The following is a 19,222-nucleotide window of genomic DNA, read 5'->3' as shown; positions in this document are numbered from 1 at the left end:
TGCAGTGAACATATACATTTATGCATGGATAAACTCGACTGGAACCAGCTTCGGGCGTTTCTGGAAACCGCCGAAACCGGCTCGCTCTCGGCCGCTGCGCGCAAGCTGGGCCTGACCCAGCCCACGCTGAGCCGCCAGGTCGCGGCCATCGAACAGCGCATGGGCGTGACCCTGTTCGAGCGCGTGGGCAAGGCCATGGCGTTGACCCCCACGGGCATGGACCTGCTGGAGCACGCCCGCGCCATGGGCGCCGCGGCCCAGGCCCTGGGCGTGGCGGCCAGCGGGCGCTCGCAGGAGGTGGGCGGGGTGGTGTCGGTCTCGGCCACCGACGCCGTGGCCTTCTACCTGCTGCCCCCCCTGGTACGGCAGTTGCGCGAAAAGGAACCGGGCATTGCCGTCGAGGTGATCTCGTCCAATGCGCTGAGCGACCTGCTGCGCCGTGAGGCCGACATTGCCATTCGCCACGTGAAGCCGGAGCAGCCGGAACTGATCGCCCGGCTGATCCGCGAGACGTCGGCCAGCTTCTATGCCTCCAAGGATTGGGTGAAGGTCCATGGCCACCCGCGCAGCGCCGAAGACGCGACCCACCTGCCCTTCGTGGGCTCGGACCGCTCGGGCCAGTACCTGGGCTACCTGCGCCAGCACGGCCTGCCCCTGAGCGAGGCCAATTTCAGCTGCTACTCCGACCACTCGGTGGCCCACTGGGGTCTGGTATGCCAGGGCATGGGCATCGGCGCCATGATGGACAAGATCGCCCACGCCACCCCGGGCATCGTGCGCGTGCTCGACGACGTGCCTCCCGTGATCTTCCCGATCTGGCTGGTCACCCACCGCGAACTGCGCACGGCGCGGCGCATCCGGGTCGTCTTCGAGGCGCTGGCGCAGGGCCTGCAGGCAGGATGAAGCAGCCCGCAGGCGCGCGCAAGTCCACTGAAAAAAGGGCGGCACTGCAGAAACTGCCGTGCCGCCCCAACTACCCAAAACAGTGTGCGGCCTCAGCCCGCGGCTGTGACCCCTTCGGCCGCCGCCTTGCGCGCGGCCCAGCGGCGCGCCAGGCGCGGCAGGATCAGCACAGCCAGCACGATGACCATCAGGGTCAGCGAGCCCGGGCGCTCCAGGAAAATGGTCCACTTGCCTTCGCCGATGGCCACCGCATTGCGCATCTGCGCCTCGGCCAGGGGGCCGAGGATCATGCCCACGACCACCGGGGCCGAGGGTATGTCGAAGCGGCGCATGACCACACCCAGGAGGCCGATGGCATACAGCAGCACCAGGTCGAACGCGCTCTGGCGCATGCCGTACACGCCCAGGGTGGCAAACACCAGGATGCCCGCGTACAGGTAGGACTTGGGGATCTTGAGCAGCTTGACCCACAGGCCCACGAGCGGCAGGTTCAGGATCAGCAGCATGACGTTGCCGATGTACATCGAGGCGATCAGCGCCCAGACCAGCGCACCGTTGCTGCTGAACAGCTGCGGGCCGGGCTGGATGCCGTAGTTCTGGAACGCGCCCAGCAGGATGGCCGTGGTGTTCGACGTGGGGATGCCCAGCGTGAGCAGCGGGATCAGCGTGGCTGTGATGGCCGCGTTGTTGGCTGCCTCGGGGCCGGCCACGCCTTCGATGGCGCCGGTGGTGCCGAACTCTTCCTTGTGCTTGCTCAGCTTCTTCTCGGCCGCGTAGCTCAGGAAGGTCGGGATCTCGCTGCCGCCCGCGGGCACGGTGCCGAAGGGGAAGCCGATGGCCGTGGCGCGCAGCCAGGCGGGCCAGGAACGGCGCCACTCCTGCTTGGTCATGTGCGTGCTGGTCAGCTTGTTCTGCGACTCTTCGGTCTTGCCCTCGTACATCACGTTGTACAGGGCCTCGCCCACGGCGAACAGGCCCACGGCGATCAGCACGACTTCGATGCCGTCCATCAGCTCGGGCACACCGAAGGTGTAGCGCGCCTGGGCCGTGAGCTGGTCGATGCCGATCAGGCCCAGCGCCAGGCCCAGGAACAGCGCCAGCATGCCGCGCAGCGTGCTCTTGCCCAGCACCGCGCTCACCGTGGTGAAGGCCAGCACCATGAGCATGAAGTACTCGGGCGGCCCCAGGCGCACGGCGTACTCGGCCACGAGGGGCGCGAAAAAGGTCACCAGCACGGTGGCGATGGTGCCCGCCACGAAGGAGCCGATGGCCGCCGTGGCCAGCGCTGCGCCGGCACGGCCGTTCTTGGCCATCTTGTTGCCCTCCATGGCGGTCACCATGGAGCCCGCCTCACCGGGCGTGTTGAGCAGGATGGAGGTGGTCGAGCCGCCGTACATGGCGCCGTAGTAAATGCCCGCGAAGAAGATCATCGAGGCGGTGGCTTCCACCTTGACGGTGATGGGCAGCAGCATGGCCACAGCCACGGCGGGGCCGATGCCGGGCAGCACGCCCACGGCGGTGCCGATGACACAGCCGATGAAGGCCCACATCAGGTTGATGGGGGTGGCTGCAGTGACGAAGCCCTGCAGCAGGAGGTTCCAGGTTTCCATGGTGTCGCGCGGGCTTTACAGCCACCCCGTGTTCGTGAGGCCGGGCAGGTTGATCGCCAGCAGTTGGGTAAACATCCAGAACACCGGCGCAGCCACGGCCACACCGATGAACAGGTCCTTGATCCAGGCCTTGGGGCCCAGGTCGAGCTTGCCCTCGGAGCTCTTGAAACCGCGCACCGCCAGCACGAAGCACAGCGCGCAGCTCAGGATGAAGCCCAAGGTGGTGATCAGCATGGCGTTGAGCAGCAGTCCGGCCGAGACCCAGACGAAGCCCTTCCAGTGGGCGCTGTCATCGCCCGACGCCTCTTCCAGGTCACGAAAGCCGCCCGTGCGGGCGTGGATGATGGCCAGCACCCCGCAGACGATGAGCACGATGGCCACCACCCAGGGGAAGAAGTTGGGGCCCACGCCGCCATAGCCCGCCTCGGAGCTGATGGAGGTGGCGCCCCAGGCCAGCAGGCAGCCCAGCAGCAGGGTGCCGGCGCCCACCACGGTCTGCAGGGCCGTGGAGCGAGAGGAATGTTGTGTCATGTTTTTATCCCGCAAGGAAGAGCGGCGCGCAGAGGACTGTTGCCAGCACCGTATTGCGCGCCGCCCGGAGGGTGCGACGATGGGCTTGCGCCGGGCTCTGGGCCCGGCGTCAGATCATGCCGGACTTGACCATCGTGGCGCGCAGGCTGGCGAACTCGGCATCCACGAAGTTGGCGAACTCGTCGCCGGCCAGCCATGCAGGCGTCCAGCCGTTCTTCTCCATCGCGTCCTGCCAGGACTTGTGCTTGTAGGTCTTGGACAGCGCGTCGATCAGGTCCTTGCGCTGCTCGGCGGTGATGCCGGCCGCGCCATACACGCCGCGCCAGTTGCCGATCTCGACGTTGATGCCCTGCTCCTTGAGCGTGGGCACGTTCACGCCCTTCAGGCGCGTGGCCGAGGTCACGCCCACGGCGCGCATCTTGCCAGCCGTGATGTACTCGGCAAACTCGCTGTAGCCGCTGCCGCCCACGGTGACGTTGCCGCCCAGGATGGCGGCGGTGGCCTCACCGCCCCCACGGAAGGCCACGTAGTTGATCTTGGCCGGGTCCACACCCACTTCGCGGGCGATCATGGCGGCCGCGATGTGCTCGGTGGATCCGCGCGAACCGCCGCCCCACTTCACGCTGCCGGGGTCCTTCTTGAGCTGGTCGACCACGTCCTTCATGGTCTTGAAGGGCGAGTTGGCAGGCAGCACGAACACGTTGTACTCGCTGCTCAGGCGCACCAGCGGCGTCACCTTGTCCAGGCCCACCGGCGGCTTGCCGGTGATGATGCCGCCCAGCATCACGGCGCCCATGGTCATCAGCGAATTGGGGTCGCCCTTGCTGGCGTTGGCAAACTGCGCCAGGCCGATGGCACCGGCTGCGCCGCCCTTGTTGTCATAGGTCACCGAGTTGGCCACGCCGGCATCCTGCATGGCCTTGCCCAGGGCACGGCCCGTGGTGTCCCAGCCGCCACCGGGGTTGGCAGGGATCATCATCTTGATGGCTGCAGCGGCCTGGGCGGTCAGCGGCAAGGCACCGGCTGCCGCCATGGCGGCCAGGGACTTGAGGAAGGTATCGCGACGCATCGTTGTCTCCTTGAATGATTGGCGAACCTGTCGATGATGCGCGCCCTGCCTGTCAAACGGCTGTCCTTGGCCCTAGGGAAAACACTAGGTAACCAAAGGCTGCATGCCGCCGGCGCCTGCGGGGAAGACATGAAAGCCGAGAACCGTGCACAGCCCCTCCCACAGTGATATGGTCCCGCGCATGAAATTGCTGCTTGTCGAAGACGATCCCACCATGCAGGCCACGCTGCACCGGGCCCTGAGCCGCCGCGGCATGGAGGTGACGCCCGTGGGCGATGGCCGCGCCGCGCTGGCGCAGTGGGCGGCCCAGCCGCCCGATGCGGTGGTGCTGGACCTGACCCTGCCCGGCCTGGACGGCCTGCAGGTGCTGCAGCAGGCGCGCACGCGCGGCCTGCGCACGCCGGTGATCATCCTCACCGCGCGCGGCACCGTGGGCGACCGCATCATGGGCCTGAACTCGGGGGCCGACGACTACCTGCCCAAGCCCTTCGATCTCGACGAGCTCGAGGCCCGCCTGCGTGCCCTGGTGCGGCGCAGCGCCGACCCGGTGGCCAGCAATGCCCTGCCGCCCAGCGTGCAGCAGATCGGCGCCATCCGCTACGACACCAACAGCGGCGCCATCTACCTGAACGGTGAGGTGATGGAGTTCACCCCGCGCGAGCTGGCGCTGATGCATGCGCTGCTGGCCCAGCCCGGCCATGCGGTGACCAAGGAGCGGCTCTACGAGCTGGTGTTCCCGGGCCAGCTCGACGTGCAGTACGAGGCCATCGAGGTCGTGGTGTACCGGCTGCGCAAGAAGCTCGCGGGCACCGGCCTCACGCTCATGACGCTGCGCGGCCTGGGCTACCTGCTGCGGACGGATGCATGAGGAAGACGCCCCCGGGCGAGCCCCGCACGCCCCCCACGCCACGGCCCCACTCGCTGCGCCGCCGGCTGCTGCTGGGCATCCTGCTGCCGGTGGTGGTGTTCATCACCTACAACACCATCAGCGCCTACCAGCAGACCCTGGCCTCGCTGAACACCGCCTACGACCGCACGCTGCTGGCATCGGCCAAGAGCATCAGCGAGCAGCTGGACGTGACCGGCTACGAGGAGGCGGCGCACCTGCGCGCCATCGTGCCCTACTCGGCGCTGGAGGCCTTCGAGGCAGACAACAAGAGCCGCATGTACTACCGCGTCTCCAACCTGCAGGGCGACCTGATTTCGGGCTTTGACGAGCTGCCGCTGTGGAAGGGCACCATCCCCGCGCGCCCGCCCTATGCGGCGCTGGTGGATTTTTACGACGACACCTTCCGCGGCCTGCCGGTGCGCGTGGCCGTGCTGCTGCAGCCGGTGGCCAGCTCCAGCGGGCGCGCCATGGCCGTGATCCAGGTGGCCGAGACGCTGGAGGTGCGCGAGGCGCTGGCGCTGCAGAACCTGCGCAACACCCTGCTGCGCCAGGCCCTGCTGATCGCCGTGATCGGCATCACGGTGGTGCTGGTGGTGCAGCGCGCCACCCAGCCCGTGCGCCAGCTCAGCCAGGAGCTGCAGGCCCGCCAGGAAGGCGACCTGAGCCCCATCACCGCGCCCGCTGCGCCGCGCGAGCTGCAGCCCCTGATCGAAGGCACGAACGAATTCCTGCAGCGCCTGCGCCACCTGCTGCGCCACCAGAAGCGCTTCGTGCGCGACGCCTCGCACCAGCTGCGCACGCCGCTGGCGGTGCTCAAGACCCAGGTGCAGTCGGCCCTGCGCGGCGACATGCCGGCCGAGCAGGCGCTGCACGAGATCCGCGACACCGTGGACCGCGCCACCCAGCTGGCCAACCAGATGCTGGCCCTGGCCAAGGTGGAGCAATTGCGCCAGCAGAGCGCACCGCCCGTGACGCGCTTCGACGAGATCCTGCGCGGCGTGGCGCTCGACATCTCGCCCCTGATCGCCCAGCGCGACCTGGACTTCGGCATCCACACCGATGCCGCACCCATCCAGGCGCACGAGTGGATGCTGCGCGAGCTGACCCGCAACCTGCTGCACAACGCCGTGCGCCACGCCCCGCCGGGCAGCGAGCTGTCGGTGGAGCTGCGCACCGATGGCCGCCACGCGGCCCTGACCGTGAGCGACCACGGCCCCGGCATCGACGATGAACTGGCACTGCGCCTGTTCCAGCCGTTCTCGGCCGGCGACGTGCGCACCGGCAGCGGCCTGGGCCTGGCCATCTGCCAGGAGATCGTGCAGGCGCTCGGCGGCACCATATCGCTGACCAACCGCACCCAGGCCGGCCGCGTGCTCGGGCTCGATGCCGTGGTGCGGCTGCCACTGTCCACGGCGGCAGACACCACCACCGGCATCGCGGGCATGGCGGACGGGGCACAATCGCCAGGATGACCCCCACCGAGACGATGCGCCTGGACAAGTGGCTCTGGTGCGCCCGCTTTTACAAGACCCGTGGCCTGGCCACCGACGAGATCGGCAAAGGCCGCGTCACCGTCAACGGCCAGGCCGCCAAGCCCGCGCGCGATGTGCGCCCGGGTGACACCGTGGCCCTGCGCCAGGGCCCCGTGGCCCGCACCGTGACCGTGCGCGCCCTGAGCGGCATGCGCGGCCCCGCGCCCGTGGCGCAGCTGCTGTACGAAGAGACCGCCGAGAGCATTGCCGCCCGCGAAGCCGCGGCCGAGCAGCGCCGCCTGGCCCCCGAGCCCGCCGCCACCCTGCAGGAAGGCCGGCCCACCAAGCGCGACCGGCGCGACATCGAGCGCGCCACCGGTCGCGTCGCCGCGCCGGGCTGGGACAGCCGCTGGAGCGCCTCGATCGACGAGTGATACGGATTTGCCTTCAACCGTCTAACGTCGTTGGTTCGCCTTGCCGTGCTACAGCACTGTCTGCGGCTCCCGCCTAGTTATACGATCGAATGCAAATCCGTATGGGCTCCGCCCCACGCTACGCGGCCACGCTCTGCGCGGGCGCCAGCGCGCCCAGGTAGCTGCGCACCGCCGGCTTCCGGGCCAGGGTGTCGAAGTCCGGCGCCTGGCTGACCACGCCCTTGTTCACGAAGAGGAAGCGCTCGCAGCTCTGGCGCAGGATGTCCACGTGGTAGGGCTCGTTCGGGTGCAGGCACAAAAAGACCAGCTTGCCCTTGCCGCGCAGCGTGGCGAAGAAGTCGAGCATGAAGCCGATGTAGCCGTCCTGCGTGTTGAACTGCGGCTCGTCGAACAGGTGCACCAGCGGCGAATCGGTGGCCGCATGCTGCAGCAGGAAGTTGGGCTTGCCGCGCTGAAACGAGCGCACCTGGTAGGACTGGTGGTAGTGGATGGCCAGGCGGTCGCGCTCGCGCGTGCGCACCTGGTGGATGTCCTGGCCGTTCACCAGCACCCGCCCTGCCGTGGGCCGGTTGCTGCCGGTGATCAGCTCGAACAGGGTGGTCTTGCCCGAGCCATTGGGGCCCATCACGCCCACGACCTGCGGGCGATCGACGACGAAGTCGGCCGCCAGCGAGAAGGTGCGCTGGCGGTTCAGCAGGCCACGCGTGTAGTCCTTGGCCAGGCGGTCCACGTGCAAGAGCGGTGCAGCAGCAGCAACCATCGTCATACCCCCAGAAGCTGCATGCGCAGCGCAGCGTTGTCCAGCAGTTCGCGGGCCGGGCCCTCGTGCACGATGCTGCCGCCACCCATCACGTAGGCGCGGTCGGCCACTTGCAGCGCGCTCTGCACGTTCTGCTCCACCACCAGCACGGCAATGCCCTCGCGCTTGAGCCGTGCAATGGTCTTCATCACGTCCTGCACCACCTTGGGCGCCAGGCCCTGGCTGGGTTCGTCGAACAGCACCAGCCCGGGCGATCCCAGCAGCGCGCGCGAGATGGCCACCATCTGCATCTCCCCACCCGAGAGGTTTTCGCACTCGCGGTGCATGAGGTACTCCATGGCGCTGAAGATCTCGAAGCACTCCTTCTCGTTCCAGGCGCGAAAGCGCGTCTTCTTGCGCGCGATGGCCAGGTTGCGCGCCACCGTCAGCGTCGGGAAGATGCGCCGGTCGTCCGGCACCCAGCCGATGCCGCTCCGGGCGATCTCGTGCGTGGCCTCGTGCGTCACATCGCGTCCATCGAAGGCCACGCTGCCGCTTCTCGCGGGCGTGAGGCCCAGGATGGTGCGCAGCGTGGTCGTCTTGCCCGCGCCGTTGGGGCCCAGCAGCGCGACGACCTCGCCCGGGCCGACCTCCAGCGACACGTTGAACAGCACCTGCGTCTCGGCATAGAAGGTGTTCACGCCCTGCAGCGACAGCATGGCCGGTGCCGGTGATGGATGTTGCAGAACCGCGCTCATGTTGCCAGGGCCCCGAGGTTGGAGCGCTGCACCCACTCGCTCTGGCGCAGCTCGGCCGGGGTGCCACGCGCGATGACCTGGCCCCAGTGGATGACCGACAGCGTGTCGGCCAGGCGAAACAGGAATTGCATGTCGTGCTCGATGATGACGATGGTGAGTTCGCGCTTGAGGCCGGCCACCAGGTCGGCCAGGCGCGCCGTGCCTTCGGCGCCCAGGCCTGCGGTGGGTTCATCCAGGAACAGCATGCGCGGCTCGGCCGCCAGCGCCACGCCGATCTCCAGCGCCCTGCGCTCGCCGTAGGACAGGCTCTTGGCCGGCGTGCGCTCCTTGCCCTTGAGCCCCACGCGCGCGAGCACGGCCGCGGCCTGGTCCTGCGCACCGCTGTCGGCGCCCAGGTCGCGCCAGCCATTGAAGCCCTGGCGCCGCACCTGGGGCATGGCCACGAGCACGTTGTCCAGCGCCGAGTCGTCGTTGAACAGGTTCATGATCTGGAACGAGCGCGAGATGCCCTTCCTGGCGATCTCGCGCGGCGCCAGGCCGGTGATGTCCTCGCCGGCAAAGGTCACGCGGCCGCGGTCGGGTTTGAAGCGCCCGGTGAGCACGTTGAAGCAGGTGGTCTTGCCGGCCCCGTTCGGGCCCATGATGCCGGCCAGCTCCCCTTCGCGCACTCCGAGGGTGATGTCCTCGAGCACCACCTGGTCGCCGAAGCGCTTGGACAGCCCTGTAGCTTGGAACAGCATGCTCATGCCTCCTTTTCCTGGATCGCGATCACGGGGACATGCGTGCTGGCGGCAGCGGCGGCGACCCGGGCACGCCGCGCACGCCAGTCCTGCCACATGCCGGCCACGCCCTCGGGCTTGTAGAGCACCAGCACCATGAACACCAGGCCGTACCACAGCAGCCAGGTCTCGGTGTAGGCGCCCAGCAGGTCGCGCGCCAGGATGAAGAAGGCCGCGCCGATCAGCGGCCCCCAGAAGCTCACCAGCCCGCCGCCGATCAGCACCATCATCACCACGAAGCCCGAGTTGTGCAGGCTCATCACGTTGGGGTAGGCCGACTGCTGGGCCATGGCGAACATGGCGCCCGCCAGCCCTGCCACCCCGGCCGAGAGCATGAAGGCCAGCCACTTGTAGAGCCACACGTTGTAGCCCACGAAGGCCGCGCGCGTCTCGTTCTGGCGAATGGCGTTGAGCACGCGGCCGAAGGGCGAATGCACCAGCCGCCACAGCAGCGCCACCGTGACGGCGAAGACCGCCAGGCAGAAGTAGAACAGCGCCTCGTTGCTCTTGAGCGGCAGGGCGGCAACACCGAGCTCCACCGGCAGGCGCTTGATGTTGAGCAGCCCGTCCTCCCCGCCCGTCACGGTGTGCCACTTGTTCGCGATGAACCAGAACACCTGGCCGAAGGCGATGGTCAGCAGCGCGTAGTAGATACCGCGCCGGTGCGAGATGAACAGCCCCACCAACGCCCCCAGCACGGCCGCCACCAGCACCGCCCCTGCCAGGTCGAACCACAGGTTGGCCCACAGCCGGTGCTGCAGCAGGCCGAAAGCGTAGGCGCCGATGCCGAAGTAGGCCCCGTGTCCGAAGGACGGCAGGCCCGCCGTGCCGAGCAGCAGGTTGTAGCCCAGCGCGAACAGCATCCAGATCATGATTTCCAGCGCCAGGTACTGGTACAGGCCTGCGCCCGCAATCCACAGCGGTGTGGAGAACAGCACGGCCAGCGTGATGAGCAACGGGGCTGGCAGCACCCGGGATCGACCAGGAACGAATTGCATGGCGGGAAAACCCTTGTTCGAATTGCCTTGTGAAAACAGAATGTACGTTCTAATATTCGATCACACAAGAATTTTCGTTCTAGTACTTTCCCGATACCCACCAGCAGGCACCCGACGATCTATGGACAGCGCCACCACCTACGACGAGCTCAAGGACGCGATTGCGCGCGCCTACCCCGACATGTCCAAGCAGCTGCAGCGCATTGCGCGCTTCGCGCTCGAAAAGCCGCAGGACCTGGCGCTGGGCACGGTGGCCGCGCTGGCCGAGGCCACCGAGGTGCAGCCCTCGGCCATGATCCGCTTTGCCAACGCGCTCGGCTACAAGGGCTTCTCCGACATGCAGCAGGTGTTCCGCGGGCACCTGGTGGAGCGCTCGGCCACCTACCGCGAGCGCATCGACCAGTTGCGCCGCCAGCAGGTCACGGGCCAGCGCGCCCCTGCCGGGGTGCTGCACCAGCTGACCAGCGACTCCATGACCGAACTGGGGCACCTGGAAGAAGCCGTGCGCGAGGCCGACCTGCGCGCCGCGGTGAAGCTGGTCGCCGCCGCCAGCCGCGTGCACGTGCTGGCCCAGCGGCGCGCCTTCCCCATCGCCTGCTACCTGAGCTATGCGCTCGGCCAGCTCGAGCTCAAGACCCACCTGCTGGACGGTGCCGGCGGCATGCTCGACGAGAACCTGCGCTCCGTCGACAAGAGCGACGTGCTGCTGGTGGCGAGCTTTCGCAGCTATTCGCCCGACGTGGTGCACGCCGCGCAGACCTGCAGCCGCCGCGGCGTGCCGGTGATCGCCATCACCGACGGGCCGCTGTCGCCGCTGGTGGAGCCATCCAAGGTCTGCTTCGAGCTGGCGGACGACTCCTCCAAACCGTTTCGCTCCCTGGTCGCGCCCATGTGCCTGGCACAAGCGCTGGTCATGAGCACCGGCCACCACCTGGCCGAAAAAACCGCGCCCCAGCAGCGCACTGCACGAAAGACCCGCACATGAGCAATCCATCCCCCCGCCGGCTGGACGTGGTCTGCATGGGCCGCGCCGCCGTCGACCTGTACGGCGAGCAGATCGGTGGCCGCCTGGAAGACATGCAGAGCTTCAGCAAGTACCTGGGCGGCTCGCCCGCCAACACCGCGGTCGGCGTGGCACGCCTGGGCCTGAGGCCCGCCATGCTGACCCGCGTGGGGGACGAGCACCACGGCCGCTTCGTGCGCGAGGCCCTGGCCGCCGAAGGCGTGGACACCAGCCACGTGACCACCGACCCCCGGCGCCTCACGGGGCTGGTGTTCCTGGGCATCCAGGACCGCGAGACCTTTCCCCTGGTGTTCTACCGCGACCACTGCGCCGACATGGCGCTCACGGCCGAGGACGTGGATGGCGACTTCATCGGATCGGCCACGGCGCTGCTGCTGTCGGGCACGCACCTGTCGCAGCCCAGGACCTTCGAGGCCTGCCGCCGGGCGATTGCGCTGGCGCGCGAGCGCGGCACGCGCACCGTGCTCGACATCGACTACCGCCCCGTGCTCTGGGGCCTGACCAGCCCCGGCATGGGCGAGCAGCGCTTCGTGGCGGACGACAAGGTCACGGCGCACCTGCAGGGCGTGATCGCCGACTGCGACCTGGTGGTGGGCACCGAGGAAGAGATCCACATCGCCGGGGGCAGCACCGACACATTGCAGGCGCTGCGCCGGCTGCGCGAACTCACCCCGGGCCTGCTCGTGGTCAAGCGCGGCCCCATGGGCTGCGTGGCCTTCGACCGGGCCATCCCGGACAGCCTCGAAGACGGCCTCAAGGGCCCCGGCTTCCCGGTCGAGGTGTTCAACGTGCTGGGCGCGGGCGATGCCTTCATGGCCGGCTTTCTGCGCGGCTGGCTCAAGGACGAACCCCTGTCCCTGTGCTGCGCCTGGGCCAACGCCTGCGGCGCCATCGTGGTCTCGCGCCACGGCTGCTCGCCGGCCATGGCCAGTTGGCAAGAGCTGCAGCACTTCCTGCAGCACGGCTCGCCCACGCGCCGCCTGCGCGAAGACCCGGTGCTCGAGCACCTGCACCGCAGCACCACGCGCACGCGCCGCTGGAGCGAGCTGGTGGTGCTGGCCTTCGACCACCGCTCGCAGATCGAAGAAATCGCCGCACGCCACGGGCAGGGCGAAGCCCGCATCCGCACCTTCAAGCAACTCGTGGCCCAGGGCGCGCGCAACGGCGCCGGCACGCACGTGGGTGCCGGTGTGCTGCTCGATGGCCGCTTTGGCGAGGACGTGCTGCCCTCGCTCACCGGCAAGGGCTGGTGGGTGGGCCGGCCGGTGGAGCTGCCGGGCTCGCGCCCGCTGGCCTTCGAGGCCGGGCAGCACCTGGCCATCGAGATGCGCAGCTGGCCCGCCGAGCATGTGGCCAAGTGCCTGCTCTACTGGCACCCCGACGACACCCAGGAGCTGCGCCAGGCACAGATCGCCCGGTTGCTGGAGCTGCAGGCGGCCAGCCATGCCACGCAGCACGAATTCCTGATCGAGGCGATACCGCCGCGCGAGATGCAGCGCGATGCATCCACGCTGAGCCGCACGCTGGAACAGATGTACGCGGCCGGCCTGCGCCCGGAGTGGTGGAAGCTGCCCCCGGCCGAGAGCGATGCCGAGTGGGAGGAGATCAGCCGCACCATCGCGCGCCACGACGCCCACTGCCGCGGCGTGCTGATGCTGGGGTTGGAGGCGAGCGAGGAAACCCTGTCGCGCAGCTTTCGCATCGCCGCCGCACACCCCGTGTGCAGAGGCTTCGCGGTGGGCCGCACGATCTTCGCCGAGGCCGCGGACCGCTGGTTCGCGGGCCAGATCAGCGATGCCCAGGTGATCGACGACATCGCCAGCCGCTATGCCCGCCTGGTCGTCCTGTGGGACGAAGCCCGTGCAGGCATGTCCGAGTCCGTCAGCGCCATTTTTTGACCAAGGAACACACACATATGACTACACCGAACATCGGCTTCATCGGCATCGGCATGATGGGCCACGGCATGGCGAAGAACCTGCTGTCCAAGGGCTACGCGCTGACCTTCAAGGCCAACCGCAACCGTGCCAACCTGGCGGACCTGCTGGAGGCCGGTGCCAAGGAAGCCACCAGCAATGCCGACTGCGCCCGCCGAAGCGACATCGTCTTCCTCTGCGTGACCGGCTCGCCCCAGGTCGAAGAGATCGTCTACGGCAAGGACGGCCTGCTGGAGGCGGCACGCGAAGGCCTCTTGGTGGTGGACACCTCCACCGCCGAGCCCGAGTCGAGCGCGCGCATCCGCGCCGACCTGGCGGCGCGCGGCGTGAAGCTCATCGACGCACCGCTGGCGCGCACACCCAAGGAGGCCGAGGAAGGCCGCCTGAACACCATGGTGGGCGCCGACGCCGAGGACTTCGCCACGCTGGAGCCAGTGCTCAAGGCCTTCTGCGAGAACATCTTCCACGTCGGCCCGCCCGGCCACGGCCATGTGCTCAAGCTCGTGAACAACATGATGGCCATGAGCTTCGCCGCCTGCATCGCCGAGGCCTTCGCGGTGGCGGCCAAGTCGGGGCTGGACCTGAACAAGCTCTACAGCGTGGTCACGGCCGGTGGCGTGAACTGCGGCATCTTCCAGATGATGACCAAGGAGACGCTGCAGAACGGCGACGTCACCGGCTTCAAGTTCGGCATCTCCAACGCCCGCAAGGACCTGCGCTACTACACCCACCTGGCCGAGATGCTGCCGGTGGCGAGCTTCATGGGCGAGGCCGCGCACCAGAGCTTCGTGCAGGCCGTGAACCTGGGCTTCGGCGACAAGCTGATCGCCTCGCTGTTCGAGGCCCAGGAGCAGGCCAACGCCGTGGCCATCGTTCCCCGCTGATTCGATCCCCGCAAGACACACAACAGGCACCCGCCACCCGAAGGAGACAACCATGAGCGATTCCAAGGACAGCATTTCATCGCGCCGCTCGCTGCTCAAGCAGTCGGCCCTGGCCCTCGCGGGGGCCGGTCTGTACGGCGCGGCCCCCTTCTACGGGCCATGGAAGCACCACCACGCCTGGGCGCAGACGGCGCAGAAGAAGCCGCTGGTCATCGGCCTGACGATGGACGCCTCGGGCCTGTACGCGGCCTCGGGCGGCGAGGAGCGGCTGGGCGCGATGATGGCCATCAAGGAGTTCAACGACCGGGGCGGCGTGCTGGGCCGGCGCATCGAGGCCATCCACATGGACACCGAAACCACGCCCGCCACGGGCTCGCGCATCGCCGAGCGCATGATCACGCGCAACGACGCGGCCTTCCTCATCGGCGCGGTGCACTCGGGCGTGTCCAACGCCATCTCGCAGGTGGCGCAGAAGTACGGCACGGTGTTCCTCAACACCAATTCGAGCTCGCCCACCGAGGCCGGCAAGGACTGCCACCGCACCAAGTTCGTGTGGGACGGCAACGGCACCAATTTCTCGAACGCCATCGTCAAGAACGCCATCAAGGCCAGTGGCCGCAACTGGGTGCTGCTGACCAACGACTACGTCTGGGGCCACAGCACGGCCAAGGCCACACGCGCTGCGGTGGAGGCCAACGGCGGGCGCATCATCGAAGAGCTGATGGTGCCGCAGAACACGCGCGACTTCTCGGCCTACCTGCTCAAGCTGCAGCAGCTCAAGCCCCAGGTGGTGGCCACCGCCGTGGGCGGCGACGACATCAAGGCGCTGCGCCAGCAGGTGGTGCAGCTGAAGATGAACACCAGCATGGCCTGGATCAACAACCAGCAGGACTGGCCCGACGTGTACGGCCTGGGGCCGGATGCGATCTTCGGCGTGTTCGGTACCACCTGGTACTACCGCCTGAACCTGCCGGGCGTGCGCGAGTTCGTGGCGGCCTACCAGAAACAGTTCCCGGGCATGGCCATCCGCGTGCCGGGCAACGTGTACCACAACGCCTACATGGCCACGCGCGAGCTGCTGCGCTGCGTGGAAGAGGCCGGCACCACCAACAACATCGCCATCATCAAGAAGCTCGAGGGCCGCAAGATGGCGGCTGCCGACCGGCTGCAGCACTTCGACGCCTGGATGGACCCGGTGACGCACCAGTGCCAGCAGACCATCTACATGGCCAGCTACAACGACCAGCCGGCCGAGAAGGACGACATCTTCAAGATCCTCTCGCAGATCGAACCCCAGGAGGTGGTGGACAAGGATGCGGCCGGCGCCTGCAAGCTCGAGAGCTACGAGGCCACGCCCAGCTACGAGGCCTGAGTCCGCACGCCATGAGCAGCAGTAGCAGCATCACCCGGCGGCGGCTGGTCCGCGGCGCGGCAGCGGCCGTGCTCGGCGCCATGGGGCCGTGGCAGGTCCACCACGCCTGGGCCCAGGCGCGCGGCAAGAAGCCGCTCCTGCTCGGCCTGACCACCGACGACACCGGCCAGTACGGAGCCAGCGGGCAGGACGAGCAGCGCGGCATCCTGATGGCGGTGCACGAGGCCAACGAGCGCGGCGGCGTGTTGGGCCGCCGCATCGAGACGGTGCATGCCGACACCGGCGGTGACGCCGCGAAGGCCGCGGCCGTGGCCCGCCACATGGTCGCGCAACAGGAGTGCGCCTTCCTCATCGGCGCCGTGCATTCCGGCGCCGCCAGCGCGATCTCGACCGTGGCCCAGCAGCACGGCTGCATCTACTTCAACACCAATTCGAGTTCGCCCACCGAGGCCGGCAAGGACTGCCACCGCACCAAGTTCGTCTGGGACGGCAACGGCACCAACTTCTCCACCTCCATCGTGCGCGGCGCCATGACCGGCTTTGGCCGCGAGTGGGCGCTGATCATCAGCGACTATGCCTGGGGCCACAACACCGCCAAGGGCATCCGCGCCATCGTCGAAGGCAACGGTGGCACCGTCGTGCAAGAGCTGGTCGTGCCCCAGAACACGCGCGATTTCTCGGCCCAGCTGGAGCGCATCCGCCAGGTCAAGCCCGGCGTGATCGCGACGGCCGTGGGCGGCGACGATGTCAAGGCCCTGCGCGAGCAGGTTCGCAGCGCCCGCATGGACCGCGCCTTCGGCTGGATCAACAACCAGCAGGACTGGCCCGACGTGTACAGCGCGGGGCCCGAGGCGCTGTTCGGCATCTTCGGCACCACCTGGTACTGGGGCATGCGCCTGGCCGGCATCGCCGACTTCAACGCCCGCTACGAGAAGGCCAACCCCGGCTACCGCATCCGCAAGCCGGGCAACGTCTTCTACAACGGCTACATGGCCACGCGCGAGCTGCTGCGGGCCATCGAGCGGGTGGGCGGCACGAACAACATCCGGCTCATCAAGGAGCTGGAGGCGCTGCGCATCCCCGCGGCGCAGCGCATGCAGCACTACGACGCCTGGATGAACCCCGCAACGCACCAGCTGCAGCAGACCATCTACATGGCCGCCTACAACACCCAGCCGCGCGAACCGGACGACACCTTCCGCATCCTGGGCCAGCAGCGGCCCGAAGAAGTGCAAGACCGCGACAGCCTGCGCACCTGCCAACTCGAGTCGTACGCAGCGACTCCCACCTACGAACCCTAGGACCTCCATGGACTGGCTTTTTCAATTGCTGCCGCACCTGGTCAACGGCATCTCGCTGGGGCTGCTGTTCGCGCTGATCGCGCTGGGCTTCATGCTCATCGTCGGGGTCATGGAGACCATCAACCTGGCGCACGGCTCGCTGTTCGCTTTGGGCATGTACGTGGCGCTGTTCTTCGTCTCGCCCCAGCTGGGCTGGTTCCCGGGCCTGCAGGCCTGGTACATGGCCCTGCCGATCGAGACGCGCTACCTGGTGGCGCTGATGCTGGCGCCGGTGTTCGTGGGCCTGTTCGGCATGCTGCTGGAGCTGTGCATGCGCCGCACCTACGGGCGCGACCCGCTGTACGGGCTGCTGCTGACCTTTGGCGCGGCGCTGGTGATCGAGGAGACCATCCGCCTGGTGTGGGGCTCCAACGAGAAGCAGCTGGCCCTGCCCGCCGCGATCTCGGGCGCATTCCTGCTCGGCGACCTGATCTACTCGAAGTACCGCTTCTTCGCCAGCGGCTTCGCGGTGCTGATGATCCTGGCGCTGTGGCTGTTTCTGGAGCGCACGCCCTACGGCGCCATCATCAAGGCCGGCGCGCACGACAGCGAGATGGTGCGCGCGCTGGGCATCAACCTCAAGCGCCTGCGGCTCCTGGTGTTCGGCATCGGCGTGGGCCTGGCGGCGATTGCCGGGGTGGTGATGGCGCCCATCTGGGGCATCCGCCCGCATGTGGGGGTGGACGCGGTGGTGCCCGCATTCCTGATCATCGTGCTGGGCGGCGTGGGCTCGCTCTGGGGGGCCGTGATCGCCGGCCTCATGGTGGGCATGGTCGTGGGGCTGACCGGGGCGTATGCTTCGGAATGGTCGCTGATGTCCATGTACCTGTTGTTCATTGCCGTGGTGACCTTCCGCTCCCGTGGCCTGTTCGGAAAGAAGAGTGTGCTGGATGTCTGAACCCCTGAAAGACAAGGTGGCCATCGTCACCGGTGCCGCGGGCACCATGGGCCTGGCGGCCGTGAAGGTGCTGCTCGAAGACGGCTGCAAGGTGGCCCTGGTGGACGTGAACGAGAAACGCACGGCCGAGCTGGCCACCGCGCTGGGCCCGCGCGCCCTGCCCTTCGCCTTCGACATCAGCGATGCGGCGGCCGTGCAGGCCGGCCATGCCGCCATCGAACGCGCGCTGGGGCCGGTGGACATCCTGCTCAACAACGCCGGCGTGCTCTCCAACAACAAGGCCGAGGCCACCAGCCCCGCCGAGTGGCGCCATGTGCTGGGCGCCAACCTCGATGGCGCCTTCTACCTGGCGCAGTGCGTGGTGCCCGCCATGAAGGCGCAGCGCTTCGGCCGCATCATCAACACCTGCTCGCTGGCCGCCAAGACCGGCGGGCTCACGGCGGGCACGGCGTACTCCGTCTCCAAGGGGGCCATGACCTCGCTGACGTTTTCACTCGCGCGCGAGCTGGCGCCCTTCGGCGTCACGGCCAACGGCATTTCTCCCGCCTACGTGAAGACGCCCATGATCACCGAGCAGCTCGACGAGGAGCAGCGCCAGAAGCTGCTGCGCGACATCCCCGTGGGCCGCTTTTGCGAGCCCGAGGAGTTTGCCCACGTGGTGCGCTTCCTCGCATCGCCGCTGGCCGGCTTCATCACCGGGGAGATCGTCGATCTCAACGGTGGCCTGCTGATGGACTGACGCATGGCAGCCAACGACACGGCGGACCAGGGCATCACGCCGCGCATCGCCTTCACGCAAGAGCTTTCGGGCCTGTTCGACCTGGCCGGCAAGGTGGCCTATGTGCCGGGCGGCTACGGCGGCATCGGCGAGGCCATCGCCTGGGCGCTGGCCCTGGCCGGTGCGAAGGTGGCCATCTCGGGCCGCGATGCCGCGCGCGCGCAGGCCCTGGCCGGCGAGCTGCAGGCCGCAGGCCACCAGGCCCTGGGCCTGGCCATGGACGCGCACTCCGTGCAGGACATCCGCGAGAGCGTGGACGCCGTGGCCACGCACTTCGGGCGGCTGGACATCCTCGCCAACTGCGTGGGCATGCAGCGCGAGGAATCGCTGCTGGAAGTCACCGAGGAGGCCTTCGACGAGGTGATGCAGGTGAACCTCAAGTCCGCCATGTTCCTCGCCCAGGCCGTGGCGCGCCATCAGATCGCGGGCGGCCAGGGTGGCAGCCAGGTGCATCTGCTGTCGGTGCGCGCGCAACTGGGGCTGCGCGGCCGGGGCTATTCGGCCTATTGCGCGAGCAAGGGCGCCCTCACCCTGCTGATACGCCAGCATGCGAGCGAACTGGCGCCACACGCCATCACGGTCAACGGCATCGCCCCCACCGTGGTGCGCACCGAGATGGCCCGCCACTGGCTGGAGAACCCCGAAACCCGCGCCCAGGTGCTGGGCCGAATCCCCCTGGGCCGCGTGGCCGACCCCAAGGACGTGGCCGGCGCGGCCGTGTTCTTCACCAGTCCCGCGGCCTCGTTCGTCACCGGGCAGGTGCTGTACATCGACGGGGGGATAACGGCGAGCCAGTAGGTGGAGCCC

At 68.4% G+C, this 19,222-nt stretch carries 19 protein-coding genes; 12 read left to right on the top strand and 7 right to left on the bottom strand.

Annotation, left to right across the window (positions count from 1 at the left end):
* Positions 1-24: 24 nt before the first annotated feature.
* A complete protein-coding gene (locus tag AC07PA_RS29140; protein ID WP_494609691.1) occupies positions 25-903 on the top strand; it encodes a LysR family transcriptional regulator in 879 nt (292 codons plus the stop codon).
* Between the two features lie 92 nt (positions 904-995).
* Here the strand turns inward: AC07PA_RS29140 and AC07PA_RS29135 are convergent, their stop codons facing one another.
* The 3 genes from AC07PA_RS29135 to AC07PA_RS29125 form a co-directional block, all read right to left on the bottom strand.
* Positions 996-2,513: a tripartite tricarboxylate transporter permease gene (locus AC07PA_RS29135; protein ID WP_145696012.1), complete on the bottom strand. Its 1,518-nt coding sequence runs from the start codon at positions 2,511-2,513 to the stop codon at positions 996-998.
* Between the two features lie 15 nt (positions 2,514-2,528).
* A complete protein-coding gene (locus tag AC07PA_RS29130; protein ID WP_007856852.1) occupies positions 2,529-3,044 on the bottom strand; it encodes a tripartite tricarboxylate transporter TctB family protein in 516 nt (171 codons plus the stop codon).
* 109 nt (positions 3,045-3,153) lie between these two features.
* Positions 3,154-4,113, bottom strand: a complete 960-nt coding sequence (locus tag AC07PA_RS29125; RefSeq protein WP_007856853.1) for a Bug family tripartite tricarboxylate transporter substrate binding protein — start codon at positions 4,111-4,113, stop codon at positions 3,154-3,156.
* 169 nt (positions 4,114-4,282) lie between these two features.
* Here AC07PA_RS29125 and AC07PA_RS29120 point away from each other — a divergent pair, with 169 nt between their 5' ends.
* Genes AC07PA_RS29120 through AC07PA_RS29110 form a run of 3 tightly spaced genes read left to right on the top strand, consistent with a single transcriptional unit; the run spans position 4,283 to position 6,908 of the window.
* Positions 4,283-4,981: a response regulator transcription factor gene (locus tag AC07PA_RS29120; RefSeq protein ID WP_007856854.1), complete on the top strand. Its 699-nt coding sequence runs from the start codon at positions 4,283-4,285 to the stop codon at positions 4,979-4,981.
* Positions 4,978-6,474: a sensor histidine kinase gene (locus AC07PA_RS29115; RefSeq protein ID WP_494609690.1), complete on the top strand. Its 1,497-nt coding sequence runs from the start codon at positions 4,978-4,980 to the stop codon at positions 6,472-6,474. Before AC07PA_RS29120 ends, AC07PA_RS29115 begins: the two co-directional genes overlap by 4 nt.
* Positions 6,471-6,908: an RNA-binding S4 domain-containing protein gene (locus AC07PA_RS29110; protein ID WP_494609689.1), complete on the top strand. Its 438-nt coding sequence runs from the start codon at positions 6,471-6,473 to the stop codon at positions 6,906-6,908. Before AC07PA_RS29115 ends, AC07PA_RS29110 begins: the two co-directional genes overlap by 4 nt.
* Before the next feature lie 118 nt (positions 6,909-7,026).
* On the opposite strand, the gene AC07PA_RS29105 is transcribed toward AC07PA_RS29110, so the two are convergent.
* From AC07PA_RS29105 to AC07PA_RS29090, 4 genes are read right to left on the bottom strand one after another with little or no spacing between them, the layout of a single operon-like run.
* A complete protein-coding gene (locus AC07PA_RS29105) occupies positions 7,027-7,674 on the bottom strand; it encodes an ATP-binding cassette domain-containing protein (protein ID WP_494609688.1) in 648 nt (215 codons plus the stop codon).
* On the bottom strand, positions 7,671-8,405 hold the full coding sequence (locus AC07PA_RS29100) for an ABC transporter ATP-binding protein (protein ID WP_199234345.1): 735 nt from the start codon (positions 8,403-8,405) through the stop codon (positions 7,671-7,673). The genes AC07PA_RS29105 and AC07PA_RS29100 overlap by 4 nt, the downstream gene beginning before the upstream one ends.
* Complete coding sequence (locus tag AC07PA_RS29095) at positions 8,402-9,151, bottom strand: ABC transporter ATP-binding protein (RefSeq protein WP_494609687.1); 750 nt, start codon at positions 9,149-9,151, stop codon at positions 8,402-8,404. Before AC07PA_RS29095 ends, AC07PA_RS29100 begins: the two co-directional genes overlap by 4 nt.
* Positions 9,148-10,182: a branched-chain amino acid ABC transporter permease gene (locus AC07PA_RS29090; RefSeq protein ID WP_494609686.1), complete on the bottom strand. Its 1,035-nt coding sequence runs from the start codon at positions 10,180-10,182 to the stop codon at positions 9,148-9,150. Before AC07PA_RS29090 ends, AC07PA_RS29095 begins: the two co-directional genes overlap by 4 nt.
* A 121-nt stretch (positions 10,183-10,303) precedes the next feature.
* On the opposite strand from AC07PA_RS29090, the gene AC07PA_RS29085 reads away from it, so the two are divergent.
* Genes AC07PA_RS29085 through AC07PA_RS29050 form a run of 8 tightly spaced genes read left to right on the top strand, consistent with a single transcriptional unit; the run spans position 10,304 to position 19,213 of the window.
* Entirely contained in the window at positions 10,304-11,167 is an 864-nt protein-coding gene (locus AC07PA_RS29085) for a MurR/RpiR family transcriptional regulator (RefSeq protein WP_494609685.1), read from the top strand.
* Positions 11,164-13,104: a bifunctional 5-dehydro-2-deoxygluconokinase/5-dehydro-2-deoxyphosphogluconate aldolase gene (locus AC07PA_RS29080; RefSeq protein WP_494609684.1), complete on the top strand. Its 1,941-nt coding sequence runs from the start codon at positions 11,164-11,166 to the stop codon at positions 13,102-13,104. The genes AC07PA_RS29085 and AC07PA_RS29080 overlap by 4 nt, the downstream gene beginning before the upstream one ends.
* Before the next feature lie 17 nt (positions 13,105-13,121).
* A complete protein-coding gene (locus AC07PA_RS29075; RefSeq protein ID WP_494609683.1) occupies positions 13,122-14,027 on the top strand; it encodes an NAD(P)-dependent oxidoreductase in 906 nt (301 codons plus the stop codon).
* Between the two features lie 52 nt (positions 14,028-14,079).
* Positions 14,080-15,399: an ABC transporter substrate-binding protein gene (locus tag AC07PA_RS29070; RefSeq protein WP_145696003.1), complete on the top strand. Its 1,320-nt coding sequence runs from the start codon at positions 14,080-14,082 to the stop codon at positions 15,397-15,399.
* An 11-nt stretch (positions 15,400-15,410) separates the two neighbouring features.
* Positions 15,411-16,700: an ABC transporter substrate-binding protein gene (locus AC07PA_RS29065; RefSeq protein ID WP_494609682.1), complete on the top strand. Its 1,290-nt coding sequence runs from the start codon at positions 15,411-15,413 to the stop codon at positions 16,698-16,700.
* A gap of 7 nt (positions 16,701-16,707) precedes the next feature.
* Positions 16,708-17,637: a branched-chain amino acid ABC transporter permease gene (locus tag AC07PA_RS29060; RefSeq protein WP_494609681.1), complete on the top strand. Its 930-nt coding sequence runs from the start codon at positions 16,708-16,710 to the stop codon at positions 17,635-17,637.
* Complete coding sequence (locus tag AC07PA_RS29055) at positions 17,630-18,376, top strand: SDR family NAD(P)-dependent oxidoreductase (RefSeq protein ID WP_007856870.1); 747 nt, start codon at positions 17,630-17,632, stop codon at positions 18,374-18,376. The genes AC07PA_RS29060 and AC07PA_RS29055 overlap by 8 nt, the downstream gene beginning before the upstream one ends.
* Before the next feature lie 3 nt (positions 18,377-18,379).
* Complete coding sequence (locus AC07PA_RS29050; RefSeq protein ID WP_494609680.1) at positions 18,380-19,213, top strand: SDR family NAD(P)-dependent oxidoreductase; 834 nt, start codon at positions 18,380-18,382, stop codon at positions 19,211-19,213.
* Positions 19,214-19,222 lie beyond the last annotated feature (9 nt).

It is taken from the genome of Acidovorax sp. GW821-FHT09B03 (genome assembly GCF_059418305.1).
This window is presented reverse-complemented; position numbering and strand designations above follow the sequence as displayed.